Annotated in this window: 15 protein-coding genes and 12 pseudogenes; 10 read left to right on the top strand and 17 right to left on the bottom strand. The window is 69.0% G+C overall.

All coding sequences use genetic code 11. The features are described from left to right. Positions 1 to 191 precede the first annotated feature (191 nt). The 4 pseudogenes from K6K41_RS08035 to K6K41_RS08020 form a co-directional block, all read right to left on the bottom strand. Positions 192 to 2,268 (bottom strand): annotated as a pseudogene (locus K6K41_RS08035) (hypothetical protein). Further along, positions 2,268 to 5,140: pseudogene (locus K6K41_RS08030) on the bottom strand (DUF4159 domain-containing protein). Before K6K41_RS08030 ends, K6K41_RS08035 begins: the two co-directional pseudogenes overlap by 1 nt. After that, positions 5,137 to 6,046, bottom strand: a pseudogene (locus K6K41_RS08025) (DUF58 domain-containing protein). The pseudogenes K6K41_RS08030 and K6K41_RS08025 overlap by 4 nt, the downstream one beginning before the upstream one ends. A 5-nt stretch (positions 6,047 to 6,051) precedes the next feature. Beyond that, positions 6,052 to 7,055 (bottom strand): annotated as a pseudogene (locus tag K6K41_RS08020) (AAA family ATPase). 270 nt (positions 7,056 to 7,325) lie between these two features. Between K6K41_RS08020 and K6K41_RS08015 the strand changes: the two are divergent. The 4 genes and pseudogenes from K6K41_RS08015 (at position 7,326) to K6K41_RS08000 (ending at position 10,121) form a co-directional block, all read left to right on the top strand. Beyond that, positions 7,326 to 7,862, top strand: coding sequence for a DUF1285 domain-containing protein (locus K6K41_RS08015; RefSeq protein WP_261405677.1), 537 nt, complete (start codon positions 7,326 to 7,328; stop codon positions 7,860 to 7,862). Next, positions 7,859 to 8,487: pseudogene (locus tag K6K41_RS30280) on the top strand (NUDIX hydrolase). The gene K6K41_RS08015 and the pseudogene K6K41_RS30280 overlap by 4 nt, the downstream one beginning before the upstream one ends. Beyond that, on the top strand, positions 8,484 to 8,759 hold the full coding sequence (locus K6K41_RS08005) for a DUF6111 family protein (protein ID WP_261404603.1): 276 nt from the start codon (positions 8,484 to 8,486) through the stop codon (positions 8,757 to 8,759). The pseudogene K6K41_RS30280 and the gene K6K41_RS08005 overlap by 4 nt, the downstream one beginning before the upstream one ends. 114 nt (positions 8,760 to 8,873) lie before the next feature. Further along, entirely contained in the window at positions 8,874 to 10,121 is a 1,248-nt protein-coding gene (locus tag K6K41_RS08000) for a CCA tRNA nucleotidyltransferase (protein ID WP_261404602.1), read from the top strand. Here K6K41_RS08000 and K6K41_RS07995 read toward each other — a convergent pair. From K6K41_RS07995 to K6K41_RS07985, 3 genes and pseudogenes are all read right to left on the bottom strand, one after another. Continuing rightward, a pseudogene (locus tag K6K41_RS07995) lies at positions 10,019 to 10,605 on the bottom strand (glutathione S-transferase family protein). The gene K6K41_RS08000 and the pseudogene K6K41_RS07995 sit on opposite strands and share 103 nt — an antisense overlap. A 10-nt stretch (positions 10,606 to 10,615) precedes the next feature. After that, positions 10,616 to 11,494 (bottom strand): oxygen-dependent coproporphyrinogen oxidase, encoded by an 879-nt coding sequence (hemF, locus tag K6K41_RS07990; RefSeq protein WP_261404601.1) that lies wholly within the window; start codon positions 11,492 to 11,494, stop codon positions 10,616 to 10,618. Between the two features lie 32 nt (positions 11,495 to 11,526). Next, positions 11,527 to 11,999 (bottom strand): annotated as a pseudogene (locus K6K41_RS07985) (tRNA (cytidine(34)-2'-O)-methyltransferase). 204 nt (positions 12,000 to 12,203) lie between these two features. On the opposite strand from K6K41_RS07985, the pseudogene petA reads away from it, so the two are divergent. The 4 pseudogenes from petA to K6K41_RS07965 all read left to right on the top strand — a co-directional run. Continuing rightward, positions 12,204 to 12,757, top strand: a pseudogene (gene petA / locus K6K41_RS07980) (ubiquinol-cytochrome c reductase iron-sulfur subunit); the annotation flags it as partial. Positions 12,758 to 12,810: 53 nt separating this feature from the next. After that, positions 12,811 to 14,100, top strand: a pseudogene (locus K6K41_RS07975) (cytochrome b). After that, positions 14,097 to 14,961: pseudogene (locus K6K41_RS07970) on the top strand (cytochrome c1). Before K6K41_RS07975 ends, K6K41_RS07970 begins: the two co-directional pseudogenes overlap by 4 nt. Before the next feature lie 100 nt (positions 14,962 to 15,061). After that, positions 15,062 to 15,947, top strand: a pseudogene (locus K6K41_RS07965) (S-methyl-5'-thioadenosine phosphorylase). Between the two features lie 7 nt (positions 15,948 to 15,954). Here K6K41_RS07965 and K6K41_RS29345 read toward each other — a convergent pair. The 9 genes from K6K41_RS29345 to K6K41_RS07920 form a co-directional block, all read right to left on the bottom strand. Then, the gene (locus K6K41_RS29345) at positions 15,955 to 16,245 is read right to left on the bottom strand and encodes a hotdog family protein (RefSeq protein WP_315855158.1); all 291 of its coding nucleotides are present in this window, start codon (positions 16,243 to 16,245) and stop codon (positions 15,955 to 15,957) included. Between the two features lie 316 nt (positions 16,246 to 16,561). Continuing rightward, positions 16,562 to 16,888: a MaoC/PaaZ C-terminal domain-containing protein gene (locus K6K41_RS07955; protein ID WP_261404600.1), complete on the bottom strand. Its 327-nt coding sequence runs from the start codon at positions 16,886 to 16,888 to the stop codon at positions 16,562 to 16,564. A gap of 199 nt (positions 16,889 to 17,087) precedes the next feature. Then, positions 17,088 to 18,185 (bottom strand): redox-regulated ATPase YchF, encoded by a 1,098-nt coding sequence (ychF, locus tag K6K41_RS07950; RefSeq protein ID WP_261404599.1) that lies wholly within the window; start codon positions 18,183 to 18,185, stop codon positions 17,088 to 17,090. 14 nt (positions 18,186 to 18,199) lie between these two features. Continuing rightward, positions 18,200 to 18,406 carry a PIN domain-containing protein gene (locus K6K41_RS07945; protein ID WP_261404598.1) on the bottom strand — a complete coding sequence of 69 codons (207 nt, stop codon included), beginning with the start codon at positions 18,404 to 18,406 and terminating at the stop codon, positions 18,200 to 18,202. Then, complete coding sequence (locus K6K41_RS07940) at positions 18,403 to 18,525, bottom strand: hypothetical protein (protein WP_261404597.1); 123 nt, start codon at positions 18,523 to 18,525, stop codon at positions 18,403 to 18,405. The genes K6K41_RS07945 and K6K41_RS07940 overlap by 4 nt, the downstream gene beginning before the upstream one ends. Before the next feature lie 46 nt (positions 18,526 to 18,571). Next, positions 18,572 to 18,871 (bottom strand): hypothetical protein, encoded by a 300-nt coding sequence (locus K6K41_RS07935; protein ID WP_261404596.1) that lies wholly within the window; start codon positions 18,869 to 18,871, stop codon positions 18,572 to 18,574. A 43-nt stretch (positions 18,872 to 18,914) separates the two neighbouring features. After that, on the bottom strand, positions 18,915 to 19,523 hold the full coding sequence (gene pth / locus K6K41_RS07930) for an aminoacyl-tRNA hydrolase (protein ID WP_261404595.1): 609 nt from the start codon (positions 19,521 to 19,523) through the stop codon (positions 18,915 to 18,917). Positions 19,524 to 19,550: 27 nt separating this feature from the next. Then, on the bottom strand, positions 19,551 to 20,273 hold the full coding sequence (locus tag K6K41_RS07925) for a 50S ribosomal protein L25/general stress protein Ctc (RefSeq protein WP_261404594.1): 723 nt from the start codon (positions 20,271 to 20,273) through the stop codon (positions 19,551 to 19,553). Between the two features lie 145 nt (positions 20,274 to 20,418). After that, positions 20,419 to 21,291 (bottom strand): aldo/keto reductase family oxidoreductase, encoded by an 873-nt coding sequence (locus K6K41_RS07920; protein WP_261404593.1) that lies wholly within the window; start codon positions 21,289 to 21,291, stop codon positions 20,419 to 20,421. 94 nt (positions 21,292 to 21,385) lie between these two features. On the opposite strand from K6K41_RS07920, the pseudogene K6K41_RS07915 reads away from it, so the two are divergent. After that, a pseudogene (locus K6K41_RS07915) lies at positions 21,386 to 22,293 on the top strand (LysR family transcriptional regulator). Between the two features lie 6 nt (positions 22,294 to 22,299). Here K6K41_RS07915 and K6K41_RS07910 read toward each other — a convergent pair. Then, entirely contained in the window at positions 22,300 to 23,529 is a 1,230-nt protein-coding gene (locus K6K41_RS07910) for a glutamate carboxypeptidase (protein WP_261404592.1), read from the bottom strand. 280 nt (positions 23,530 to 23,809) lie between these two features. On the opposite strand from K6K41_RS07910, the gene K6K41_RS07905 reads away from it, so the two are divergent. Then, a complete protein-coding gene (locus K6K41_RS07905; RefSeq protein WP_261404591.1) occupies positions 23,810 to 25,873 on the top strand; it encodes a putative bifunctional diguanylate cyclase/phosphodiesterase in 2,064 nt (687 codons plus the stop codon). Positions 25,874 to 25,879 lie beyond the last annotated feature (6 nt).

Below are 25,879 nucleotides of genomic sequence, written 5' to 3'. Positions count from 1 at the left end.
CGAAACGCCACCCCCTCTCGAGCGGAAGGCGCTACGCCGCCGCCTTCTCTCATGACCTTTCGTCATGCCCTCCGCCTTCGCGCGGGTATCCAAGACTTCGGCTCGTGCGGCGCCTTGCGAAGAAGCCGTGGATGTCCGGCTCGGCCGCGCATGACGGCGAGGTTCGAGCCCGAATTATGGGACGACCGTCCTCAGCGCCCCTCGCGCGCCCAAGTGGCGGCGAAGGCGCCGAGCAGCAGGATGAGGCCGAGGATCCCGGCGAAGATCGGCAGGATGCCGATGCCGCGGACGACGCTCGCCTCCGCCTGCCGGACGCCGATCCAGTCGGCTCCCGAGGCGCGCGCGCCGGCCGAGACTGGCACGATCCGCGGCACGTCGATCGCGGCGCCGGGCTCGGGCTCCAGCCGGCGGGTCGAACCGCCGGTCTGCGACGCAAGCGGGCCGAGCCGGCGCTCGGTGCTCGCGACTTCGGTGAATTCGCGCGGGTTCGGCGGGCCGACGTTCACGAGCGTCGAGAACGTGCCGTCGGTCACGCGATGGAGGCCGAGTTCGGGCGTCTCGAAGGTCGCGCGCCAGAGGCCGGGCTCCTCCTGCGCAAAGCGCGATCTCGCGCGACTGGCCGTTCGGCAGCGTCACCGTCACGGGCGCGGCCTCGTCCTTCAGGGTCTGGCGTTCGAAGGTGACGGTCCTGCCAGTCGCTTTCGCGCGCAGCGCCTCTTCCTCGAGGTCCGGCTCCTTCATGAGCCAGTGCGACAGCCGGCGCAGCAGGTCGACATGCGGGCCGCCGCCGTCGAAGCCACGGGCCCAGAGCCAGGCGTGGTCGGACAGCAGCAGGGCGACGCGGCCCTTCTCCTCGCGGGCGAGCACGAGCAGCGGACGCTCCTCCGGCCCCTGCAGCACCGCATCGCCTTCGCGAAGGCGCGAGTCGACCATGCGGAACCAGGGCGCCCAGCTGGGCGGGTTTTGCTCGGAGCCCGGAAGCCCCCGCGTCACCGGATGCTTGCGGCCGACCTCGGAGAGCGCCGCCTTGAACTGGCGCTCCACCACGCCGCCCATGGGCTCTGCCGGGAGCACCGCGGAGAGCGGAGTCTCGTAGAGCGAGCCCGGCTCCGAGTAATCCGGGCCGCCCGCGACCAGAACCGCGCCGCCGTCGCGCACATAGCGCGCGATGTTGTCGAAATAGACGATCGGCAGGATGCCCTGACGGGCGTAGCGGTCGAAGATGATGAGGTCGAACTCGTCGATCTTCTGGGAGAACAGCTCGCGGGTCGGGAAGGCGATGAGCGAGAGCTCGTTGATCGGCGTGCCGTCCTGTTTTTCCGGCGGACGGAGAATGGTGAAATGCACGAGGTCGACCGAGGCGTCGGCCTTGAGAAGGTTGCGCCAGGTGCGCTCGCCCGCATGCGGCTCGCCCGAGACCAGCAGCACCCGCAGCTTCTCGCGCACGCCGTCGATCGGCACGACCGCGCGGTTGTTGACGGTGGTGATCTCGCGCCCGGCGTCCTCCGCCTCGATTTCGATGAAGTTGACGCCGGGATGGGCGACCGGAGCCTCGATCGTCGTGGTCTGGCCCGGCAGCGCCTCGACGCGGTCGATGATCTCGCCGTCGCGGCGGATCGTGACGGGAACCGGGCGGCCAAGGCCGTCGCCGACCTCCTCGATGCGGAAGCCGATGCGCTGGGTCTGGCCGACGATGCCGAAACGGGGGCTGAGCGTCAGAGCGACGCGCCGGTCGCGCTCGTCGGGGCGCCCGGTGATCAAAGCGTGGATCGGAGCCGAAAACCCGAGGTCGCGCGCCGCGCCGGGAACGTCGTGGACCACGCCGTCTGTGACGAACAGGGCGCCGGCGACGCGCTCGGGCGGCACGTCCGCGAGGCCGTTGCGAAGCGCGGCGAAGAGCTCGGTGCCGTCGCTCGCCGAGCCGTCCTGGCCCGCCTCGATCCAGCGAACCTCGGTGTCCTTGAGGCCGGAGAGCCGCGCCTCGAGCTGCCGGCGCGCCTCGTCGGTCTGGCGGTTGCGGCCGTCGAGCGACTGGCTGCCGGAGCGATCCACCACCACGGGCAGCACGTTGGTCAGCGTCTCGCGGTCCTCGCGGGTGAAGGACGGGTTGGCGAGCGCGATCAGCAGACACGCGATCGCGCCGGCGCGAAGCCATGCGCCGCGGGTCTTGCCGAAGATGCAGAGGCCCGCCACCACGATCCCGGCGAAGGCGAGGGCCAGAAGCGCGGGCAGGGGGATGAGCGGGGCGAAGTCGACGTCGATGCTCATCACTGCCCGAGCCTCTCGAGCAGCGCAGGAACGTGGACCTGATCAGCCTTGTAGTTGCCGGTCAGCGTGTACATCACGATGTTGATTCCGACGCGGTAGGCCATCTCGCGCTGGCGTTCGTCGGAAGAGGTCGGGAACAGCGGCATGCCGTCGGCCCCGACCGCCCATGCGCCGGCGAAGTCCGCGGAAGAGATGAGCACCGGCGAGACGCCGTCGCCGGCGCGCGCCGGTCGGTCCTCGCCTTCGTCGGCCGGCGGCAGCGCCTCGACCCAGAGCGGGCTTCCGGAATAGCGGCCGGGGAAATCGTCGAGCAGATAGAAAGCCTTGGTCAGGACGTGCTCCTTCGGGGCCTTCTCCAGCGCCGGCACGTCGAGCCCGTCGAGCAGGCGGCGGAGCGCCTCGTTCTGCGGGCCGCCGGTTCCGGCGGTCAGCGCGTCGCGGGTGTCGAACAGGATCGTGCCGCCCTGCTTCATGTAGGCGTCGACGCGCGCAAGCGTCTCAGGGGAGAGCTGCGCCGCGCGGTCGGTGACGGGCCAGTAGATCAGCGGGAAGAAGGAGAGCTCGTCCTTGGCCGGATCGACCGCCATCGGCGTCCCGGGCTCGAGCGCCGTGCGTTCGGCGAGCGTCTGGGTGAGGCCTTCAAGGCCTGCCTTCGAGACGCGGTCGACGTCGCGGTCTCCGGTCGCCACATAGGCGAGGCGCGTGGAGAGCGTCGCCTCGAGCGCGAAACGTTCGTCGATCGGCTGCTTCTTCGTCGCCGCCGGCGGCCGCTCGGCGGCTGTCTGAGCCAGCGCGGGACCGGCCGCCAGAGCGAGGCCGCAGGCCGCGAGCAGGACGACGGCGGCCCCGGCCTTGGCCGCGCCGCGGGGCGTCCGGCCGATGAGCGCGAGGCCGCCGGCCAGCAGGAAGACAACGAGGCTGTCGAGGATCGCGAGCAGCGCCGCGGCGGTGAACAGCCAAGGCGCGACAGGCGTCGGCTCGACGGCGACCACGGGCGCGACGCCGGCGTCGAGACCCGAGAGGTCGAGCCGAGCGAGGGCGGCGTCGGGGGGCAGCAGATTGACCGCGATTCCCGCGTCGACGGGCCCGTAGAAGCCCGGAGGGTTGTCGCGCGTCGCGGCGGCGCGGCCGTCGACCGAGACCGGCTTGGCGGTGGCGGGTGGACTGCGGAAGGCGCCGAAGCCGTCGAGCGTGCGCGTCGGGGGCAGGGTCTGGGCGCGCGGCGCAGGCGCCTGCGCGGCCTCGCCGGCGGCCGGTTGTCCCGCGGCCGCGCCTTCGGGCTTGGCGGGGGGCGGGTTCGAACCCGCAAGGTCGACGATCCGGCGCAGCATGTCCACGAACGCGCCAGAAAGCGGCAGGTTCGACCAGCGCGTGTCCGCGGTCACATGAAAGAGCACGCTGAGCCCCCGGTCCTGCTTTACGGCGGTGACGAGCGGCGTGCCGTCGCCGAGCGTCGCCCACACCCGGTCCGGCAGGTCGGCGTCGGGCTCGGCGAGCACTTGACGGGTGACGGTGACGTCCTTCGGCGGAACGAGCGGCGCGAACGGACTGTCGGCTGCGTAGGAAGAAAGCGGCTGCGGCGTCTCCCAGGCGAGCGCGCCGCCGAGAATGCGGCCGCCCTGGCGAAGGCGCACGGGCGAGAGCTCGTCCTGCGGCGCCGCCGCAAGGCGCGGACCTGCGAAGCGGATCAGCACGCCGCCGCCCCGGACCCAGCGCGTCAACGCGTCCTGCGCCTCGCGCGTCAGCGCGCCGACGTCGGCGAGCAGGATGACCGGCAGCTTGTCCGCCACGAACTGCTCGACGGCCTGGCTCGGCCCCTGGCCCTGCGCCTCTCGCACGTCCGCGAAAGGCTTGAGCGCGCGGTTGACGTAGTAGACCGGCGAGAGCAGCGGCTGGGCGACGTCGGCGGTCGCGCCGGTGACGAGGCCGATCGACCGACGCTTCGAGCGCTGGTCGAGCAGCTGGACGGCGCCGGCGGTCTTGGCGCCGACGAGTTCGAGCCGCGCGATGTCGTTCCGGAGCTCCACCGGGAGCTGGAACGACGCGGTCGCGTCCCGCGCGCCGACCGCGAAGGCCGCGTCGACCTCGGCGAGCGGACGGCCCCGCAGGTCGGAAGCGCGCACGCGCAGCGGCTCCGCGCCGGAGGCTTCGGCCCGCAGCGCCTTGACGGTCATCGCGCCCGGCGTGTTCTCGGCCGCCGCGAGCGCCCGGGCCGAGCCCGTCGGATCAATCCGGACCGAGAGCGGGCGGCCCCCGAGCGCCGCCCTCAGGCCCTCGGCGAAGGCGCGGGCCTCGCCGCCCGCCAACCCGTCGGAGATCCAGACCGCGTCCGCGGTCGCATGCGCTTTCAGGAACGCCTCCACGGCGGGCAAGCTGCGGTCGGCGACGAAGGGTTCGGGCGACAGCACCCGGAGCCGCTCGATTGCGGCCTCCGCGGTTCCGAGGCCGATCTCGCGCGGCGGCTCGGCGGTCGCGAGCAGCGCGACGGGGCGTCCCTGATCGCCCGCCGACTGGAGCGCGCCTTCGGCCGCGGCGAGGCGGGCGTCCCATTCGGACGCCGCCGCCCAGCCATTGTCGACGACGCAGCAGCGGCCCCGAGCCGGAGCTCGCGGCCCGGCGGCGGGTTCAGGATCGGCTTCGCCAGCGCGAAGATCAGCAGCGCGGCGAGCCCGAGGCGCAGCAGCAGCAGCCACCATGGCGTGCGGGCCGGGGTCTCGCGCTTGGCCACGACGTCGAGCAGCAGGCGAAGCGGCGGGAAGTCGACGGTGCGCGGGCGCGGCGGCGTGAGGCGCAGCAGCAGCCAGAGCGCCGGCAGCGCGATCAGCGCCGTCAGCATCCAGGGCGCGAGGAAGGCCAGCGGGAGCGCGCTCATCGTTCGGCCTCGCCGAGGCGGGCGTGGAGGGCGAGCAACGGCTCGGTGGCCGGACGGTCGGTGCGGTGGATCGTCAGCGTCCAGCCGCGGCGGCGCGCGATGTCGGCGAGCGCCGCGCGGTGGCGCGCGAGGCGCGCCTCGTAGCCCGCCCGCCACTCCTCCGCGCGGCCGGCCACGAGCTTCACCGAGGCGTCGGGGTCGAGAAATTCGGTGCGGCCGGAAAAGGGGAAGGTCTCTTCGACGGGATCCACGATCATGACCATGTGCCCCCGTCCCCCGCGTCCGGCGAGGGCGGCGACGGTGGCGGCGATCTCCTCCTCCGGCGCAAGCAGGTCGCCGATCAGCACCGCCTCGGCGAGCCGCGCGATCGGAGCGGCGGGCGGCGGCAGATGGTTGGCGTCGTCCTCGGCGTGGACCAGCGCTTCGGCGAGCTTCTCGATCGCGAGGCGGCTCGCGGTCGGGCGCGTGAGGCCCAGGAGCCCGACGCGCTCTCCCCCGCGCACCAGAAGGTCGGCGACCGCCAGGCCGAGCACGACGGCGCGCTCGAGCTTGGTGACGTCGGACAGGCTCGATCGAAACGCCATGCTGCGCGAGCGGTCGATCCAGAGCCAGACCGTGTGGGCGGCCTCCCACTCCTGCTCGCGGATGTAGAGATGCTCGTCGCGCGCCGAACGGCGCCAGTCGATGCGGCCGGGCACGTCGCCTTCGTTGAAGCGGCGGAACTGCCAGAAGTTCTCGCCCACGCCGGAGCGCCTGCGGCCGTGGAGGCCGTGCACCACGGTGGCGGAGGCGCCGCGCCGCGACCAGAAGGCGCGGCAGGGCGGAGGCGAGGCCGAGCGCCGCCTCCTCGTGCCGCATCGTGATCGCGGCTTCCGAGGGGTCGACGAGCCCGGCGCGGACCGCCATTCGCGTCAGCCGAGCCGCTCGACGAGCCGGGCGATGACGCCCGACAGCGTGTCGCCCGACGAACGCGCGGAGAAGGTCAGCGCCATGCGGTGCTTCAGGATCGGCTCGGCCAGCGCCGCGACGTCGTCGATCGAGGGCGCGAACCGTCCGTCGAGCAGCGCGCGGGCGCGCACCGCGAGCATCATCGACTGGCTGGCGCGCGGGCCGGGGCCCCAGGCGATCTTTTCGGCGATCGTCTTGTCGGCGGTCTCGGGCCGCGCGGAGCGCACGAGGTCGAGGATCGCCTCGACGACGCTTTCTCCCACGGGCAGGCGCCTGACGAGGCGCTGCGCGCTCATCAGGTCGTCGGAGGAGAGGGCGGGGCGCGCCTTGACCTCGTCCGCTCCCGTCGTCGCGAGCAGGATGCGGCGTTCGGCGTCGCGGTCGGGATAGTCGACGTCGATCTGCAGGAGGAAGCGGTCGAGCTGCGCCTCGGGCAGCGGATAGGTGCCCTCCTGCTCGAGCGGGTTCTGGGTCGCGAGCACATGGAAGGGGCGCGGCAGGTCGTGGCGCTGGCCCGCGACCGTGACGTGATATTCCTGCATCGCCTGCAGCAGCGCCGACTGGGTGCGCGGGCTCGCGCGGTTGATCTCGTCGGCCATCAGAAGCTGGGCGAACACCGGACCGCGCACGAAGCGGAACGAGCGCTTGCCGGTCGGATCCTCCTCCAGGACCTCGGAGCCGAGAATGTCGGAGGGCATGAGGTCGGGGTGAACTGGACGCGCCGGGCGTCGAGGCCGAGAACCACGCCCATGGTGTCGACGAGCTTGGTCTTGGCGAGGCCCGGGACGCCGACCAGCAGCGCGTGGCCGCCGCAGAGCACCGTGAGCAGCGCATGGTCCACGACCTTGTCCTGGCCGAAGATGATCTCGCCGATCGCCGCGCGCGCCGCCGCCACATGTCCGCCGATGGCCTCGGCGTTTCGGACGATCGCGGCGTCGAGGTCGGTCGCGGCTTCGGCCTGTTGCATCAAGGCGAGTCTCCTTCGCGGTCAGCCTGCGCGTCGCACGCTCATCGGACGACCGTCTCGCCCGCTTTGCAAGCCCCGCGAATGCGGAGCCGTTAACGGGCGGCCGGCGCCCGGCCCTTATCCACGGCCCGATCAGGCCTTAAGTTCAACCCGATCCGCCGAAAGCGGCGGGAGCAAGGCTTGGGCCAGACAGTTGGGCCGGCGAGCCCGAAGCGCCAGGAGCGTCGAGAGATCGTGACTTCGGACGAAATCGCCGTCGGATCACAGCGTATGCAGGCGCTTGCGGAGGCCGCTCGGGCCGCATGCACGCGCGGACCGGCGCCGGTGCACAAATGGAATCCGGCGCATTGCGGCGAGATCGACATCGTCGTTCACGCAGACGGAACCTGGGACTACAACGGCTCCCCGATCGGCCGGCCGGCGCTCGTCAAGCTGTTCTCGACCGTGCTGCGCAAGGATCCGGACGGCTTCGTGCTGGTGACTCCCGCCGAAAAGCTCTCCATCACGGTCGAGGACGCGCCGTTCGTCGCCGTCGAGATGGCGAGCGAGGGGGAGGGCGCCGGCCGCCGGATCCGCTTTCGCACGAATGTCGACGAGACCGTCGACGCCGGGCCGGACCACGAGCTTCGGTTCGAGGAGGACGCCGGCGGCGGGTTCCGCCCCTATGTCCGCGTGCGCCACGATCTCTGGGCGCTGCTCGCGCGCTCGGCGGTCTACGACCTCGTGGATCTCGCCGAGGAGAAGGACGGAGCCTTGGGCGTCTGGGCCGGCGGCGCGTTCTTTCCGATGGCCGGCGCATCGGCATGACGCTCGCCGAAGCCTTGTCGCTCGCTGATTTCCGCGCGCGCGCCTCCGAAAGGCTGCTCGGCGCGCCGCCCGATCCCGACGATCCCGATACGGTTCCGATCGGCGAATTCGCGCTGCTCGCGCCGGACCGGATTCCGCGCGCCGCCGCCGTGCTGATCGGCGTGGTGGCGCGGCAGGAGCCGCAGCTGCTCTTTACGCAGCGCGCCAAGCATCTGCCTGTCCACCCCGGTCAGGTCGCCTTTCCCGGCGGCAAAGCGCGAGCCGCAGGACGCCTCGCCGCTTGCGACCGCCCTGCGCGAGGCGAACGAGGAGATCGGACTGGACCCGGCCTTCGTCACGCCGCTCGGCTATCTCGACCTCTACGTCACGAATTCGGGATTCGGGATCGTGGGCGTGGTGGCGGAGATCGCGCCGGGCTACGGGATGACGCTGGCGCCCGGCGAGGTCGAGACGCGTTCGAGGTTCCGCTCGACTTCCTCATGCGACCGAGAACCATCGGGTCGAGATGCGGGAGTGGCAGGGCGGCCTGCGGGAGATCAACCACATGCCCTGGGGCGACCGGAACATCTGGGGCGTGACCGCGGGCATGCTGAAGAACCTCTATGAAAGGCTCTACGGCCCATGAGCCGCATCGCGTTCCAGCTTCTTCTCGCGCTGTCGCCCTTCGTCGCCTATGCGCTGTGGCTGCATTTCACTAAGCGCGGCTGGCGCGCGCCCGAGCACTGGCGCGGGGTGCCGCTCGCATGGCTCGTCGCGGCGGCCGTCGCCATCACGCTCGGGAGCCTCGCGTTGCTCGCCCTCACGACAGGCGGCTCGACGCGTTCGCTCTACGTGCCGGCGCATATGGAGAACGGCGTGTTCGTGCCGGGCAAGATCATCGAGCCCGACAAGAAATGACGGCGGCCGTCGCCCGGCTCGACGGCGCCGACTGGGCTTCGCGAACCGCCGCTTCGCGATCTCCTCGCAGTCCTCGACGCCGAAGGCGAGGAGGCGCGGGTCAACGGCGGCGCGGTGCGCGACGCGTTGCTCGGGATTGAACTCGGCGACGTCGACGTCGCCGCCACGGCGCTTCCGGAAGAGACGACGCGGCGCGCCATGGCCGCCGGATGGAAGGTCGTTCCGACCGGGCTCGAGCACGGTACCGTCACCGTCGTGATCTCCGGCAAGCCGTTCGAGGTCACGACGTTGCGCCGCGACGTCGAGACCGACGGACGCCGCGCGACCGTCGCCTTCACGCGCGACTGGGCCGAGGACGCGGCGCGCCGCGATCTCACGATCAACGGCCTTTTCCTGTCGCGCGACGGCGTGGTGCACGACCATGTCGGAGGGCTCGCGGATCTCGCCGCCCGGCGCGTGCGCTTCATCGGCGACGCGCGCCAGCGCATCCGCGAGGATTATCTGCGCACCTTGCGGTTCTTTCGGTTTCACGCCCGCTTCGCCGAAGGGCCGCCCGACGCCGAGGGGCTCGCGGCCGCGATCGCCGAGCGCGACGGCCTGAGCCTGCTCTCCGCCGAGCGGGTGAGGGCGGAGCTGCTGAAGCTTTTGGCGGCGCGTGGCGCATCCGAGACGGTCGCCGAGATGGCGGGCGCGGGGCTGTTGACGCCGCTGGTCGGCGGAGTTCCGCGGACCGCGCATTTCGCCCGTTTCGTTGATGCCGACCGCGAAGCGCCCGACGCTCTGCTTCGGCTCGCGGCGCTGTCTCAGTTCGTCAGCGAAGACGCCTTGAGGCTCAAGGAGCGCCTGCGGCTGTCGAATGCGGAGAGCCGGCGCCTGGAGGCGATCGGCGACATGACGCCCCGGCTCGATCCTGCAGACGAGCCTGCGGCCAAACGCGCGCTCTACCGGCTCGGACCGCAAGCCTATCGAGACCGCGCGCGGCTCACTGCTTTAGGAGGCGGCGACTGGAACGCCGCGATCGCGCTGTCCGACCGCTGGCGCGCGCCGAAATTTCCGATCGCCGCCGACGATTTCAAGGCGCTCGGGCTTGAAGGCCGGGCGCTCGGCCGCGCGCTCAAGCACGCCGAGGAGGCGTGGGTCGAGGCGGGGTTTCCGACAGGACGCGCCGAGATCGAGGCGCTGATCGAACAGGCGTCATCCCGGCCGGAGCGCAGCGCAGAGCCGGACCGTCTTCCGAAGAAGGCTAAAAGCCGCCTGGGTCAGGCCGAGACGCCGAGCGCGGCCTCGGCGCGTGCGATCCAGTCCCTGAGGCGAGGGAACGGCGCGAGATCGAAGCCGCCCTCATGGGCGAGCCGCGTGTAGGCGAGCAGCGAGACGTCGGCGAGCGTCGGCGCGGCGCAGGCCATGAACGCGCTTTCGCCGAGCCGCCGCTCCATCAGCGCGAAGGCGGCCTCGCCGCGCTCCAGCAGACGCGGATCGAGCTTTCGGGCGTCTTGCCGAGATAGCGGATCTGGAAGCGGCGCACGGCGACATAGGGCTCGTGGCTGTACTGCTCCCAGAACAGCCACTGCAGCATCACGGCGCGCTCGAAGGCGTCGGTCGGGACGAGCGCCGAGCCGTCGGCGAGGTGGAGGATGATGGCGTTCGACTCCGACAGCGACCGCCCGTCGGCGAGAACGACGAACGGGACTTTTCCAGCCGGATTGAGCGCGAGAAACGCCGGTGTCCGGGCCTCGCCCTCGACGACGTCGACGTCGCGCCACTCGAACGGAACGCCGAGGAGCTCGGCGACCCAGCGCACCTTCATGCAGTTGCCCGAAATCGGGTCGCCGTAGATCGTCAGCATCGGAGCCTTCTCACGGCCACGCCGCGTGCGGCGGCAGCGACGACAGGATCGAGGCGACGTTGCCGCCGGTCTTGAGGCCGAAGATCGTGCCGCGGTCGTGCAGCAGGTTGAACTCGACATAGCGACCGCGGCGCACGAGCTGCTCGGCCGGTCGGCCTCGGTCCAGGGCGTCGACAGGTTCGCCCGCACGATGTCCGGATAGGCCTTCAGGAAGGCCTCGCCGACCGATCTCGTGAAGGCGAAGTCGGCGTCGAAAATCGTTTGAGTCGAGCCAGTCGTAGAAGATGCCGCCGACGCCGCGCGGCTCGTTGCGGTGCTTGAGGAAGAAGTAGTCGTCGCACCACTGCTTGAACTTCGGATAGTCGGCGACCGCATGGCCTTCGCAGGCCTGCCTGTAGGCCGCATGGAACGCGACCGTGTCCGGGTCGTCCTGCGTGCGCCTGCGGTCGAGCACGGGGGTGAGGTCGCCGCCGCCGCCGAACCAGGCTTTCGAGGTCACGACGAACCGCGTGTTCATGTGCACGGTCGGAACGTGCGGGCTCCAGGGGTGGGCGATCAGCGAGATGCCCGACGCCCAGAAGTCCGGCGCTTCCGTGGCCCCGGGAATGTCCTTGCGGAACTCGGGCGCGAATTCGCCGAAGACGGTGGAGACGTGCACGCCGACCTTTTCGAACACGCGTCCCTTCATCATGCCCATCACGCCTCCGCCGCCGTCCGCGCCGGTGTGGTCGGCGCGCGACCAGGGCGTGCGCTCGAAGCGTCCGGCGGGGGCCTCGCCGCCGGCCTCGTCCTCGATCGCCTCGAGGCTCTGATGGATCCGGTCGCGCAAGGTCTCGAACCAGGCGCGGGCCTGCGTCTTGCGGGCGTCGATGTCGTCGGGAAGGGGCATTGGCGTCTTCGCGTCCTTTGCGGTCGCGCTTTTTAGGGCGTCTTCGCAAACGGTGGAAAGCCGTCCGTCCGGCGAAGCGCCTCGCCGAGGACGATCGCGGCGGCGACCGCGACGTGAGAGAGCGCAGGTCCGGCCGCATCGGGATCGCGATCCGCAGATCGGCGGCCTCATGCACGCAATCCGGCGCGCCGGACGATTCCCGGCCGACCATCAGAACGTCGCCGGGCCGAAAATCCGCTGAAAGATGAGAGGTCTCGGCCTTCGTCGTCAGGAGCGCGAGCCGTCGGCCCTCCGCGCGGCGGATTTCCTCGAACGCCGTGAAGGACGCATGGCGGCGGATGTTCACATGATCGAGATAATCGAGCCCCGCCCGGCGGAAGGCGCGGTCCGAAACGGGAAAACCCGCCGGTTCGACGATGTCGACATCGACTCCGAGGCAGGCCGCCATCCGCAGCATCGTCCCGGCGTTCTGCGGGATGTCGGGCTGGAGGAGGGCGAGCCGCATTGGGAAAAAAGCCTTTTCTGTGCGTCGATAGCCATTTGGCTGCGACAAGGTGTCATGATCGGCCATCCGGGCTTGGACGAAATGTCCACCCGTGTCAGATAGCCACTCGTCTTGAGAGCCATTCCAATCGGCCGCTCCTGGGACCAGCCGAAAGGGTCCACGATCCGGTTTCGGCCAGCAACGTAGGTAGCGGCGGAGACCCCAGTGACGACCACCGAGCACGCCGAACAGCCGAACCGCCGCGATTTTCTGTATCTCGCCACCGGGGCCACCGCCGTCTGGGGCGCGGCCTTCCTGGCCTGGCCGTTCATCGACCAGATGAACCCGGACGCCGCCTCGCTTGCGCTCGCCTCCACCGACGTCGATCTCTCGCAGATCGCCGAAGGCCAGGTGGTCAGCGTGAAGTGGCGCGGCAAGCCGGTCTTCATCTGGAACCGGACCAAGCAGCAGATCGAGGAAGCGTCCAAGACGCCGCTCGGCGACCTGCCCGACAAGAACGCCCGCAACGCCAACCTTCCGTCCGACGCGGACGCCTCCGACGCCAATCGCGGCGCGAAGGGCAAGGAGAACTGGCTGATCGTGACGGGCGTGTGCACGCATCTCGGTTGCGTGCCGCTCGCGAATTCCGGCGATTTCGGCGGCTGGCTCTGCCCCTGCCACGGATCGCACTACGACGCCGCCGGCCGCATCCGCCGGGGCCCGGCGCCGGAAAACTCGCGATCCCGCCATACGCCTTCGAAGGCGACACAAAATCAAGATCGGCTGAGGGAGACGGCCGCCGCAAGGCGGCCGGGAGGGGTGAACGACCACCATGCAGGGACATTCGACCTACGAGCCTAAGCCGGGCGTCGCGAAGTGGTTCGAGGACAGGCTGCCGATCGTCGGCCTGATCCATTCGAGCGCCGTCGCTTATCCGGTGCCGCGGAACCTGAACTACCTCTGGACCTTCGGCGGCATCCTGACCTTCATGCTGGTCGCCCAGATCCTGACTGGCGTCGTGCTCGTGATGCACTACACGCCGCACGCCTCGCTCGCCTTCGAGTCGGTCGAGAAGATCATGCGCGACGTCAACTACGGTTGGCTGCTGCGCTATCTGCACGCCAACGGCGCGTCGATGTTCTTCATCGCGGTCTACATCCACATCTTCCGCGGCATGTATTACGGCTCCTACAAGGCGCCCCGCGAGATCCTCTGGATCCTCGGCGTTCTGATCTTCCTGCTGATGATGGCCACCGCCTTCATGGGCTACGTGCTGCCCTGGGGTTCAGATGTCGTTCTGGGGCGCGACCGTCCATCACCAACCTGTTCTCCGCCATTCCCGTGGTCGGCGAGACGCTGGTGACGTGGCTCTGGGGCGGCTTCGCGGTCGACAACGCGACGCTGCAGCGCTTCTTCTCTCGCTGCACTATCTGCTGCCCTTCGTGATCGTGGGCGTCGTCGGACTCCATATCTGGGCGCTGCATCATGTCGCCAGAACAATCCTGCGGGCGTCGACATCAAGGATATCCGCCGCGACACCGTGCCGTTCACGCCCTACGCCACGCTGAAGGACGGCTTCGCGATGGTGTGCTTCCTGATCTTCTTCTCGTGGTTCGTGTTCTACACGCCGAACTACCTCGGCCACGCCGACAATTACATCAAGGCCAACAGCCTGGTGACGCCGTCGCACATCGTGCCGGAATGGTACTTCCTGCCGTTCTACGCGATCCTGCGCGCCATCCCGTCCAAGCTCGGCGGCGTGCTCTGCATGTTCGGCGCGATCGCGGTGCTGTTCGTGCTGCCCTGGCTCGACACCTCGAAGGTCCGCTCGGGCAAGTACCGGCCGCTGTTCAAGCAGTTCTTCTGGGTCTTCGTGGGCGTCTGCGTGCTGCTCGGCTGGCTCGGCTCGAAGCCGCCGGAGGGCTGGTACGTCACGATCTCGCAGATCGCGACCTTCTACTACTTCGCCCACTTCCTGATCATCCTGCCGCTGCTCGGCATGCTCGAGACGCCGAAGCCGCTGCCGGCCTCGATCGCGGACGACGTGCTCGCCGACGAGGAGAAGAGGGGCGGCCATTCGGCGCTCGCCAATCTCGCAGCAGCCCGGGAGGCCCAACGATGATCCGCCTGACCTTCGCCCGCCCGGTCCGGGCGGCCCTGGCGGCGGTCTCGATCGCCGCCGCGACCTTCGCGGTCGTTGCTCCCGCGTCGGCCGCCGAGCAGGTTCACCCACCGCGGCAGCAGTGGTCGTTCTCCGGGCCGTTCGGAAAGTACGACCAGGCGCAGCTGCAGCGCGGCTTCAAGATCTACCGCGAGGTCTGCGCAAGCTGCCACGCGATGTCGATGGTCGCGTTCCGCAACCTCGCGCAGGAGGGCGGCCTCGGCTTCACCGAAGGCCAGGCCGAGACGATCGCGGCCGAGTACCAGATCAAGGACGGCCCGAACGACAGCGGCGACTTCGTCGACCGCCCGGGCAAGCTCTCGGATTATTTCCCGAGCCCGTTCCCGAACGAGCAGGCGGCGCGCGCCTCGAACGGCGGCGCCTATCCGCCGGACTTCTCCACGCTCGCCAAGGCCCGCACCTACGAACGCGGCTTCCCGACCTTCGTGTTCGACATCTTCACCCAGTTCCAGGAGCAGGGTCCGGACTACATCCACGCGCTGCTCGCCGGCTACAAGGAGCCGGAGCACGGCGAGAAGCCGCCGAAGCCGGGCCTCCACTACAACACCTACTTCCCGGGCCACTGGATCGCGATGGCTCCGCCGATCCAGGCGGTCAGGTCGAATACACCGACGGCACGCCCACGACGGTCGATCAGTACGGCAAGGACGTCGCGGCCTCATGGTGTGGGCGGCAGAGCCCCACATGCTCGATCGCAAGCAGATGGGCTTCAAGGTGATGTTCTTCCTCATCGTCTTCGGCGCGCTGCTCTATTTCACGAAGAAGAGCGTCTGGGGCGGTCTGAAGTCGCGGACCGCGTGAGATAGCCATGACGGCCTGACGCTTCGGCGTCCGGTCTGATATCGCAGGCGGCGGGCTCTTCGCGGGGCCCGCCGTCGTCGTTTCGGGGGGAGCAGGACACATGGCCGAAGTTCAGAAACGACGCGCGACGCTCGGCGTCATCGGCGGTTCGGGGATCTACGACCTTTCGCTGCTGACCGATGTCCGCGAGCTCGATCTGTCGAGCCCGTGGGGCGAGCCTTCGGCGAAGCCGATCGAAGGCGTGATCGGCGAAACCCGCGTCGTGTTCCTTCCGCGCCATGGCGCGGGCCACCGCTTCGCGCCCTCCGACATCAACTACCGAGCCAACATCGACGTGCTGAAGCGGGCGGGCGTCACCGACCTGATCTCGGTCTCGGCCTGCGGCTCCTACAAGGAAGAGCTGCCGCCCGGGACCTTCGTGCTGGTCGATCAGTTCATCGACCGCACGTTCCGCCGGGAAACCTCGTTCTTCGGCGCAGGATGCGTGGCTCACGTCTCCTTTTCCGATCCGGTCGCTCCCAATCTCGTCGCGCGCATCGCCCGCGCGGCGGCCGCGGAGGAGATCCCGCATATCGTGGGCGGATCCTATGTCTGCATGGAGGGTCCGCAGTTTTCGACGCGCGCGGAGTCGGTCGCCTACAAGGCGATGGGCGCTTCGGTGGTCGGGATGACCAACATGCCCGAGGCCAAGCTCGCCCGGGAAGCGGAGCTGCCCTATGCGACCATCGCCATGTCACCGACTACGACGCCTGGCGCCCGCATGAGAGCGGGGTCGGCGTCGCCGAGATCCTAGAGGTGATGCGTGCGAACGGCGACAGGGCGCGGAGGCTTCTGGCGCGGCTCGCGGCCGAGTCCCGGCGGAGCCGGAACCGTGTCCGCTCGGCTCGGACCGCGCGCTCGACTTCGCGCTGGTGACGGCGCTGGAGCATCGCGACCCGGCGCTTCTGGCGAAGCTCGACGCGATCGCAGGGCGCGTGCTTGACTAACGGCGCGTCAGCCTTGGGGCCGCGTCTCGACGAACACCGTGCTGGTGAACCGCAGGGCTTCCTCGCCGCGCTGGTTCACCGCCGTGTTCAGCGCCTTCACCAATCCCCATCCGGGCCGTGAGGCGCTCGGCCGCGCCTCCAGCGCCTCGGCGAAATAGGTCAGCGTGTCGCCCGCCATCACGGGATGGCGCCACTTGAGGTCCGTGAAGCCGGGCGAGGGGCCGGCGCGGCCGACGGGGAGGCCCGCGGCCATGCGCTCCTTGGCCATGCGCACCTGGAATGCGATCATCAGCTTCATCCAGATCGCGCAGCTGTGCCAGCCCGAGGCGGCGAGCCCCTTGAACGGCCCCGCGCCGGCCCGCCTCCTCGGACAGATGGAAGCGCTGCGGGTCGTATTTTTCGGCGAAGCGGATGATGTCTTCCGCCGCAAACGTCCAGTGGCCGATCTCGACTTTCTTGCCGACCTCGTAATCCTCAAGATGCATCAGGGCGCCCTCCGCCGGCCGATGAGCTTCGTGCTCACCTGCCGCATGACCACGACGCCGTTCTGGTTCCGCACCTCGAATTCGAACTTCACCAGCCCGCCTCGGAACGCCCCGGCACGCCGCGCGCGGTCAGAACTTCCGGCGCACCGACAGTTGGTCGCCGGCCTTGACCGGCGCGCGCCATTCAAGACTGTCGGCGCCCGGCGAGCCGAGCGAAGCGGCGTCCAGAAGAAACGCGTCGCAGTTCATCCGCATGAGGAGGGCGGCGGTGTACCAGCCGGAGCCGATGAGCTCGCCCAGCATCGAGCCGCGGGCGGCTTCCTCGGAGAGATGCATCGGCTGCGGATCGAACTCGCGCGCGAACTCGACCATGTCGTCGCGGTCGACGGTCCAGTCGCCATAGTCGGCGACGTCGCCGGGGAGGAAGTCCTCGAAGAAGATGTTCGGGTCGCTCACGGGCTCGCCTTCATCAGTCGATTGCGTGCTTCGAGACGGCGGCTGACGCCGCCTCCTCAGCATGAGGGGAGTTTAGAAGCTCAGACCTTCCTCATGCTGAGGAGCGCCGAAGGCGCGTCTCGAAGCACGCAGTTCGTTTCCGCCCCGACAATGGATCCTCGGGCCAAGCCCGAGGATGACGACTGAGGAAACTCAGCCCTCAGTTCGCGAAGCGGAAGTGGAGCACGTCGCCGTCCGCGACCACGTAGTCCTTGCCTTCGAGGCGGAATTTTCCGGCCTCCTTCGCGCCCGCTTCGCCCTTCAGCGCCACATAGTCCGGGTACGCGATGGTCTCGGCGCGGATGAAGCCCTTTTCGAAATCCGAGTGGATCACGCCCGCGGCGCCCGGGGCCTTGGTGCCCCTCTCGATGGTCCAGGCGCGCGCTTCCTTGGGGCCGACCGTGAAGTAGGTCACGAGGCCGAGCAGCTGGTAGCCCGCGTTGATCAGGCGGTCGAGGCCGGTCTCCTCGAGGCCGAGCGCCTCGAGATACTCGGTGCGCTCTTCGGTCGGCAGCGTCGCGATCTCGCTCTCGATCTTGGCGGAGATGACCACGGTGACCGCACCCTCGGTCTTCGCCTGTTGCTCCACCTTGGCCGAGAACTCGTTGCCGCCGGCGGCCGAAGCCTCGTCGACATTGGCGACGAAGAGGATGGGCTTGGAGGTCAAGAGGTTCAGCGCGTCGAACGCCGGGCGCTCGTCGTCCGAAACCTTCGCGGCGCGGGCCGGCTTGCCGTCGCGCAGCAGCGGCAGCACGCGGTTGACCAGCTCGAGCTGCTCCTTGGCTTCCTTGTCGGCCCCGCGGGCGCGCTTTTCGAGCGCGACGACGCGCTTCTCGAGGCTCTCGAGGTCGGCGATCATCAGCTCGGTCTCGACCGTCTCATAGTCGGAGAGCGGGTCGATCTTGCCCTCGACATGGGTGATGTCGTCGTCCTCGAAGCAGCGCAGCACATAGGCGATCGCGTCGACTTCGCGGATATGCGCCAGGAACTGGTTGCCGAGGCCTTCGCCCTTGGAGGCGCCGCGCACCAGGCCTGCGATGTCCACGAAGGTGAGGCGCGTCGGGATGATCTCCTTGGAGCTTGCGATCTTGGCGAGCGCCTCGAGCCGCGGGTCCGGCACCGCCACCTCGCCGACATTCGGCTCGATGGTGCAGAACGGATAGTTGGCCGCCTGCGCCGCGGCCGTCTGCGTCAGCGCGTTGAAGAGGGTCGACTTGCCGACGTTCGGCAGGCCGACGATGCCGCATTTGAAGCCCATGGGAGAGAAACCGATCAGTTTGGTGAAAGCGCCTCGTCCGGCCGGACGAGAAACGGGTCGAGGATGCGGAGCGGACCGATGCGTCGCCGATGGCTCATATCTTCCGAGAGCAGCACATCGCAATCCGACTGAAGCGCCGAGGCGACGATCAGGCTGTCCCACCAGGCGAAGCCGAACTGCTTATGGACGTCGAAAGCGAGAAGCGAGGTGTCGACCGTCAATGGCGCGGAACACCATCGCCGCAACTCGAGGACCAGCGGTTCCATTTCGGGATCGTATAGAGCTTCAGCTTGCGGGTGAGAACCGACGTGAACTCATTGATCACCTGAGGGCTGATCACGATCGCCTCGCGCGACGCTGCAAACCGCGTCCACTCGGCCGCGCGCTCAGTCTTCGCCAAATCCCTCGTGTCGCGGAGATAGACCAGCACGTTGGAATCGATGAAGCAGCGCATCGTCGTAGATCTCGTCGCGGCGCGATGTCGGGGTGGGATCGGCGAGAGGCTCGTCGCGAGTGGGCTGCGCGAGGAAGCGCTCGAGGCTCTCCAACTGGGAGATGGCAGGGGATTGGCGCTTTTCACGAACGATGCCGGCGATGAAGCGCGAGACGCTCTCGCCGCGCTTGGCCGCTTCGACCCGCACCCAGCCGAGCACGTCTTCGTCCATGGTGATCGTCACGTTCTTCATGGAACCCTCCAGGACACGAAGTTCGTGTCTTCGTGTCCCCGGGTCAAGGCTTCCCGTCGCCCGGCTTCTTCGGCTCGCCGAACCCTGCGGCGTCCATCCGCAGGTGCACCTTGTTCTGAAAGCTGTTGTCTTCGCGCTTGGCCAACAGCTCCGCGGCGTCGGCGATGGCGTCGTTCAGCTCCCCGACCCAGACCATCTCGCCCTTGCCGAAGTCGTTCAGCACGTAATGCAGAACGGCGTCGCGGCCGGGATGGCCGATGCCGAGCCGCACGCGGCGATAGTCGTTGCCCATGTGAGCGGTGATCGAGCGCAGCCCGTTGTGGCCGGCGTTTCCGCCGCCGGTCTTCACGCGCATCTTGGCGGGAGGGAGGTCGAGCTCGTCGTGGAACGCGACGATGTCGGGAAGCTCGATCTTGAAGAAGCGCGCGGCCTCGGCGACCGAGCGGCCGCTTTCGTTCATATAGGTGCCGGGCAGCAGCAGCAGCGTCTTCACGCCGGCGATCGAGCCTTCGGCTGTCACGCCTTGAAAGCGCGCGCGCCACGGCGAAAATCCGTGGCGCGACGCGATCCGGTCAACGGCCATGAAGCCGATATTGTGCCGGTTCTTCTCGTATTTCGGCCCCGGATTTCCGAGGCCGACCAGGAGCAGCATTGGCGAAGGCTCCCGCAGGGAAGAGGATTAGTCCTCGGACTTCTTCTCGTCCGAAGCCTCGGCCTCGCCGCCCTCGGACGCTTCGCCCTCGGCGGCCTCTTCCTCGGTGGTCTCGCCGGCTTCCTCGGCGGCCTTCTCGGCCTCGATCTCGGCCTGCTCTTCAGCCTGCTCCTCGGCCACGACGGTCGGGGCGGCGATGGTGGCGATCGTGTATTCCTCGAGGTTCTCCTCGACGAACTCGACGCCCTTCGGCAGCTTCACCGACGAGCCGTGCACGATGTCGCCGATCTCGAGACCCTTGAGGTCGACCTCGATCGCCTCGGGGAGGTGGTCGACGCCGGCCTTCACCTTGACGGTGTGAAGCACCGTGTTGAGCACGCCGCCGCGGACCAGGCCCGGAGCCTTGTCTTCGTTGAGGAAGTGCACCGGCACCTCGACCTCGATCACCGAGGAGGCGGTGACGCGGAAAAAGTCGACGTGGATCAGCGTGTCCTTGACGACGTCGCGCTGGTAGTCGCGCGGGACGACCCGCTCCTTGCCCTTGCCGGTGTCGATCTCGAACACCGTGGTCTTGAAGCCGCCGGCGTGCAGCAGCTTGAACATCATGTGGCCGTCGAGGACGATGGACACAGGGGGCTTCTTGCCGCCGTAGATGACGGCGGGGATCTTACCTTCACGACGGAGAGCGCGGGCGGCCCCCTTGCCGGCCTTCTCGCGCGTCTCGGCCTTCAGGGCCTTGGGAGCGGACATTGGATCGTTCTCCGAAACTAAAACGGCCGCCCGGGGCGGGCGGCCTCTCCGACTGCCGCGCGGCCGAACCCCTCCAGGGGTGTGGGACGTCCGCGCTGGCGCGCGTATAGCCGAAAGCGCCGGAGGGCGCAACGCGCGGGGGCGCTCAGGAGGCGTCCGCCACGCCGTCGAGTTCAGCCGCCGCGTCGGCCGGCAGTTCGAGATCCGCCGCCGCAAGATTCTCCGCAAGATGCGTGGTCGAGGACGTGCCCGGGATCAGCAGGATGTTGGCCGAGCGCCGCAGCAGCCAGGCGAGCGCCGCCTGCATGGGCGTCGCTCCGAGCGTTTCGGCGACGCCGGACAGCGTCGAAGACTGGAGCGGGGAGAACCCGCCGAGCGGGAAGAACGGCACATAGGCGATGTTTTCGCGCGCGAGCTCGTCGACCAGCGCGTCGTCGCCGCGATGGGCGAGATTGTACTGGTTCTGCACGCAGACCACGGGCGCGATCTTGCGCGCCTCCGCCACCTGCGCGGACGTCACGTTGCTGAGGCCAAGATGCCGGATGAGGCCGCGGCGCCGCAGATCGGCGAGCACGGCGAACGGGGCTTCGATCGAGCCCTCGGCGGGGCCATGGACGTCGATCATGACGCGGAGGTTCACGACGTCGAGCTGATCGACCTTCAGATTGCGCAGGTTGTCGTGCACCGCCGCTTCGAGCTGGTCGGGCGCGAACGCCGGGTTCCAGGATTTGTCCTCGCCCCGCTTGGCGCCGACCTTGGTGACGATCACGAGACCGTCCGGATAGGGCGCGAGCGCTTCGGCGATCAGGCGGTTGGTGACGTGCGGGCCGTAGAAGTCGCTGGTGTCGATGTGGTCGACGCCGGCCGCGACGGCGGCGCGCAACACCGCGAGAGCTCCGCCGTGGTCCTTGGGCGGGCCATAGACACCGGGGCCAGCGAGCTGCATCGCGCCGTAGCCCAGGCGTTTCACCGTGCGGTCGCCGAGCGCGTAAGAGCCGGATTTTTCAAGTGCGGCCATGATCAGCCTCCTGTTTCCATGAGACAGACTTAGCGCCCGGCCGGCTGTTCGATAACGATGGACGATCTGCACGGCCTGTGCTGATTTTCGTACAATGAAGGTTGATCTGTCTGACCTGAGCGCGTTCGTGACCGTCGCGCGCGCCGGCGGCTTCCGCGACGGCGCGCGCGCGAGCGGCCAAAGCGCCTCGGCGCTCAGCGAGGCGGTGCGGAGGCTCGAGGCGAGGCTCGGAGTTCGCTTCTCCATCGTACGACCCGCAGCGTCGCCCCGACGGAGGCCGGCGCGCGGCTGCTCGCCCAGACCGGCCCCGCCTTGGCGGAGATCGGGGCTGCGCTCGACGTGGCGGGCGGCTCCGGCGACCGGCCCGCGGGCACGCTCAAGCTCAACGTGGCGGTTAGCGCCGCGCGGCTGGTGCTGCCCAAGATCCTGCCGCGGTTTCTCGCCGCCTATCCGGAGATCAAGGTCGAGATCGTCGCCGAGGACGCCTATGTCGACCTGCCGGCTTCGGGCTGCGACGCTGGGATCCGCTACGGCGAGCGGCTCGAGCAGGACATGATCGCGACGCCGATCGGGCCGAGGACGCAGCGCTACGCTGCGGCGGCCGCGCCGTCCTATCTCGACCGGAATGGTCGGCCAGAACATCCGCGCGACCTGCTTGCTCACGAGTGCCTGCGCGTCCGCTTCCCGAACCGCGCGCCGATGGCGTGGGAATTCGAGCGCGACGGCGAGACCGTCTCTATCGATCCTCCGGGCCAGCTCATCGTGCAGGCCGGAACCGCGGTCGATCTCGCGGTCGATATGGCGGTCGCCGGTTCCGGCGTCGTTCTGCTCTTCGAGGACTGGCTACGTCCGCACCTGGCGTCGGGCGCTCTCGTGCCGGTGCTGGGGCCCTGGTGGGAGCGCTTTCCAGGACCGTTTCTCTATTATTCCGGCCGCCGCCTCATGCCGGCCCCGCTCAGGGCCTTTGTGGACTTCGTGAAGGCCGAAGGCGTGTGGGCGTAAGGCTCGTCACTTCGCCTTCGCGGTCTCCATGATGAGGCGGGTGAGCAGATAGAGCCGCGGCGCGACGCTCGCCTCTTCGCCATACTCGTTCGGGGTGTGGATCTCGCCGCCCACGATCCCGAGCCCGTCGATCGCCGGCACGCCGGCGCCCGCCGCGATGCTGGAGTCCGCGGCCCCGCCCGAACCTTCAAGCGTGAGCTTTCGGCCGAGTTCGCCGTAGATCGCCTGCGCCTTTTCGGCGAGGGCGTCGGTCCGGTCGTTCTTCGGCATCGGCGGGAAATTGCGCTCGAGCCGCACCCTGACAGTGGAGTCAGGTACCGCTTTTTCCTGCGACTTCTCCTTGAGGTCCTTCTCCACGCGGTCGAACTCGTCGGCCGTCCGCACGCGCACGTCCGCTATCGCCTCCGCGTCCTCGGGAATGATGTTGGAGGCCGTGCCGGCCTTCAGAACAGTGAAGTTGAAGCTCGTGCCCTTGTCCTTGTCGCCGAGCCCGCCGAGCTGCAGCACCTGGTGAGCGAGTTCGGCCGCAGCGTTGCGGCCGCTCTCCGGCGCGACGCCCGCATGGGCGCTCTTGCCCTTCACCGTGACGTAAGCCCTGCCCGAGCCCTTGCGGAACGTCACCAGCCCGTCGGCCGGGCGGCCTGGCTCGAGGTTCAGCGCCACGTCATGGGCTTTCGCGGTCTCCTCGATCAGCGCCCGGGAGCCCGGCGATCCGATCTCCTCGCTCGAGTTCAGCAGCAGCGTGAGGCTCGCGAAGTCCTTGAAACCGATTTCGTTGAGGATCTTGAGGGCCGAGATCCCGAGCGCGATCCCGCCCTTGTCGTCGACGACGCCCGGTCCGTAGAGCCGTCCGTTCTCGATCCGGAACGGCCGCTTGGCGGCGTCGCCCTCGCGGAACACCGTGTCCATGTGCGCCATGAGCAGGATGCGGGCCTTGCCGGTTCCCTCGACGGTCGCGACGAGGTTCTCGGCCTTCCCGGGCGCTGCGGCCCTGTGCGCTTCGACCTTGGCCCCGAGCTCCTTCAGCTCGTCGGCGACGACCGCCGCGACGGCCGAGAGGCCCGCCTCGTCCGTACTTCCGGAGTCCTGGTCGACGAGCGTCTTCAAGAGCGAAAGCGTCGGGCCCTTCATAGCTTCCGCCTTGTCGAGCAGCGCCTTGTCGGGCTCCGCCGCCGCCGGCCCAAGCAGGGCGGCGCAAAGAGCGGCGACGAGCGGCGGTCGAATGATGAAACGCATGGCGAGCATATCCGGTCCTCCTTGCCGGAGACCTAGCGCGCGGGCTCTCCATTCCGACCCGTCGGGCGATCCGCCCATCGCCTGACTTCGCCTACGTTTTAAGCGGAAGCCCTAAAACTGCGCATCAGCTCTGGCTATTTGTAGTGCAAATCTCGTGTATACATATCAATTTAAGTAAATATCCGTTAAGATTTCGCGCGATCAACCCAATGTTACCGTCTTTACTGGATCTTCATACGCCTCGTTCTATCGTCTGTCGTCGCTCGTCCGGGTGTGGGCCATGGATCGCCATATAAACGACTTCCTTCGCCTGACGTCGGACTGGTTCTGGGAGATCGACGCCGAGCGCCGCGTGACCTTCCTGTCGGACAACTCGGAAGCGATTTCTGGGCGGCCGCAGGCCGACCTTCTCGGTCGGGAGCGCGCCGCGTGGGCCCGCACCGCCGAAGAGCGCGCGATCTGGGACGACTATCACGCCGCGATCGCCGACCGCCGCGAGATCCGAGACTTCGTGTTTCCCTATCGCCATCCCGACGGAGGCAAGCGCTGGTTCGAGCTGAGCGGCGCGCCGATCTACGACGAGGACGGCGCGTTCGCCGGTTACCGCGGCGTCGGCTCCGACGTCACGTCCCAGCATGAAGCGCGCGACGCGCTCGCCGAGCAGGTCCGGCGCTTCGACGCCGCGCTCGAGAACATGAGCCAGGGCCTGTGCATGTTCGACGCCGACGCCCGGCTGGTCGTCGTCAACAACCGCTATTGCGACATGTTCGGCCTGAAGCGCGACATCCTTCGCGTCGGAATGACCCAGCGCGAGATCGTCGAGGAGCTCGTCACGCTCGGCCGCTACCAGAAGGGCCTCACCGTCGACAAGCTGTGCGAGGGCACCCGAACCTCGCTCGCGCTTGACCACGCGGCGCCGGTGCATCGCGAACTCGCCGACGGCCGCGTGATCGCGGTCAGCCATCGCCCGATGGACGGCGGCGGCTGGGTCGCGACCTTCGAGGACGTCACCGAGCGGCGTCGCACCGAGGCCCGCATCGCGCACATGGCGAGGCATGACGCCCTCACCGACCTTCCCAACCGCGTCGCTCTTCGCGAAGTCGGCGGAACGCTCAGCCGTGACGGCGCAGGCGGGCGGCTGTCGGTGCTGTGCCTCGACCTCGACCGCTTCAAGGCGGTCAATGACGCCCACGGCCATTCGGTCGGCGACGCGCTGCTTCGCGCCATCGCCGACAGGCTGCGGACCAACGTGCGGGACGTCGACCTTGTGGTGCGGCTCGGCGGCGACGAGTTCTCGGTGCTGCATCGGGTGAAGGACGAAAACGCCGCCGTCACGCTCGCCCATCGGCTGATCTCGATCGTGAGCGCGCCTTACGACCTCGGCGGCATCCCGGTCCAGATCGGCGTCAGCATCGGCGTCGCGCTGTCGGATGAGGCGGGCGACGACGTCGAACGACTGCTGAAGAACGCCGACATGGCGCTCTATCACGCCAAGTCGCTCGGCCGCGGGGTCGCGAGCGTGTTCACCCTCGTCATGGACGAGAACGCGCAGCAGCGAATCGAGCTCGAGCGGGATCTGCGCGAGGCGCTGCGCAACGGCGACTTCGAGCTGCACTATCAGCCGCTCGTCGAGCTTGGGGACGACGCCATCAAGGGGTTCGAGGCGCTTGCGCGCTGGCGTCATCCCACCAAGGGGCCGATCAGCCCCGCGACCTTCATCCCGATCGCCGAAGAAACCGGGCTCATCGTCCCGCTCGGCGAATGGATCCTGAACCAGGCTTGCCGCGACGCCGCGACCTGGCCCGGCGACGTCAGCGTGGCGGTCAACGTCTCGGCGGTCCAGCTGCGCCGCCAGAGCTTCGCGCAGTCCGTCCTGCTGGCGCTCGCCACGAGCGGTCTGCGGGCCGACCGTCTCGAGCTCGAGATCACCGAAAGCGTGCTGCTCGACGACACGGAGGCCAATCTCGAGACGCTCCATCTGTTGCGCCGCATGGGCATCCGCATCGCGATGGACGACTTTGGAACCGGCTATTCGTCGCTGAGCTATCTGCGCCGCTTCCCGTTCGACAAGGTCAAGATCGACCAGTCGTTCCTGCGCAACGCCGACGCTTCGGCCGACGGCGCGGCGATCATCCGCGCGCTGGTCGGCCTCGGATCGAGCCTCGGCATCACCACGCTGGTGGAGGGCGTCGAGACCGCCGACCAGCTGGCGGCGGTGCGGGCCGAAGGGGCCCAGCAGGTGCAGGGCTTCCTGTTCAGCCCGCCGAAGCCGGCGCACGAAGCCGCCCGCATGCTCGGCGTGGAGGCTCGGGAGCCCGCGCGGAAGGCCGCCGTCGCGGCCTGAGGGGGC

The sequence above is a fragment of the Chenggangzhangella methanolivorans genome (assembly GCF_019797865.1).
Classification (GTDB): Bacteria; Pseudomonadota; Alphaproteobacteria; order Rhizobiales; family Methylopilaceae; genus Methylopila; species Methylopila methanolivorans.
The sequence above is the reverse complement of the archived record's forward strand: the minus strand, read 5'-3'. Positions and strand labels throughout refer to the sequence as shown.

Excerpts from the sequence above, each read along its gene's own strand:
- K6K41_RS07905 (WP_261404591.1), top strand. The coding sequence starts at position 23,810 with ATGGATCGCCATATAAACGACTTCCTTCGCCTGACGTCGGACTGGTTC.
- hemF (WP_261404601.1), bottom strand. The coding sequence starts at position 11,494 with ATGCCCCTTCCCGACGACATCGACGCCCGCAAGACGCAGGCCCGCGCC.
- pth (WP_261404595.1), bottom strand. The coding sequence starts at position 19,523 with ATGCTGCTCCTGGTCGGCCTCGGAAATCCGGGGCCGAAATACGAGAAG.
- K6K41_RS29345 (WP_315855158.1), bottom strand. The coding sequence starts at position 16,245 with ATGAAGCTGATGATCGCATTCCAGGTGCGCATGGCCAAGGAGCGCATG.
- K6K41_RS08015 (WP_261405677.1), top strand. The coding sequence starts at position 7,326 with ATGCAGGCGCTTGCGGAGGCCGCTCGGGCCGCATGCACGCGCGGACCG.
- K6K41_RS07920 (WP_261404593.1), bottom strand. The coding sequence starts at position 21,291 with ATGGCCGCACTTGAAAAATCCGGCTCTTACGCGCTCGGCGACCGCACG.
- K6K41_RS08005 (WP_261404603.1), top strand. The coding sequence starts at position 8,484 with ATGAGCCGCATCGCGTTCCAGCTTCTTCTCGCGCTGTCGCCCTTCGTC.
- K6K41_RS07925 (WP_261404594.1), bottom strand. The coding sequence starts at position 20,273 with ATGTCCGCTCCCAAGGCCCTGAAGGCCGAGACGCGCGAGAAGGCCGGC.
- K6K41_RS07935 (WP_261404596.1), bottom strand. The coding sequence starts at position 18,871 with ATGAAGAACGTGACGATCACCATGGACGAAGACGTGCTCGGCTGGGTG.
- ychF (WP_261404599.1), bottom strand. The coding sequence starts at position 18,185 with ATGGGCTTCAAATGCGGCATCGTCGGCCTGCCGAACGTCGGCAAGTCG.
- K6K41_RS07910 (WP_261404592.1), bottom strand. The coding sequence starts at position 23,529 with ATGCGTTTCATCATTCGACCGCCGCTCGTCGCCGCTCTTTGCGCCGCC.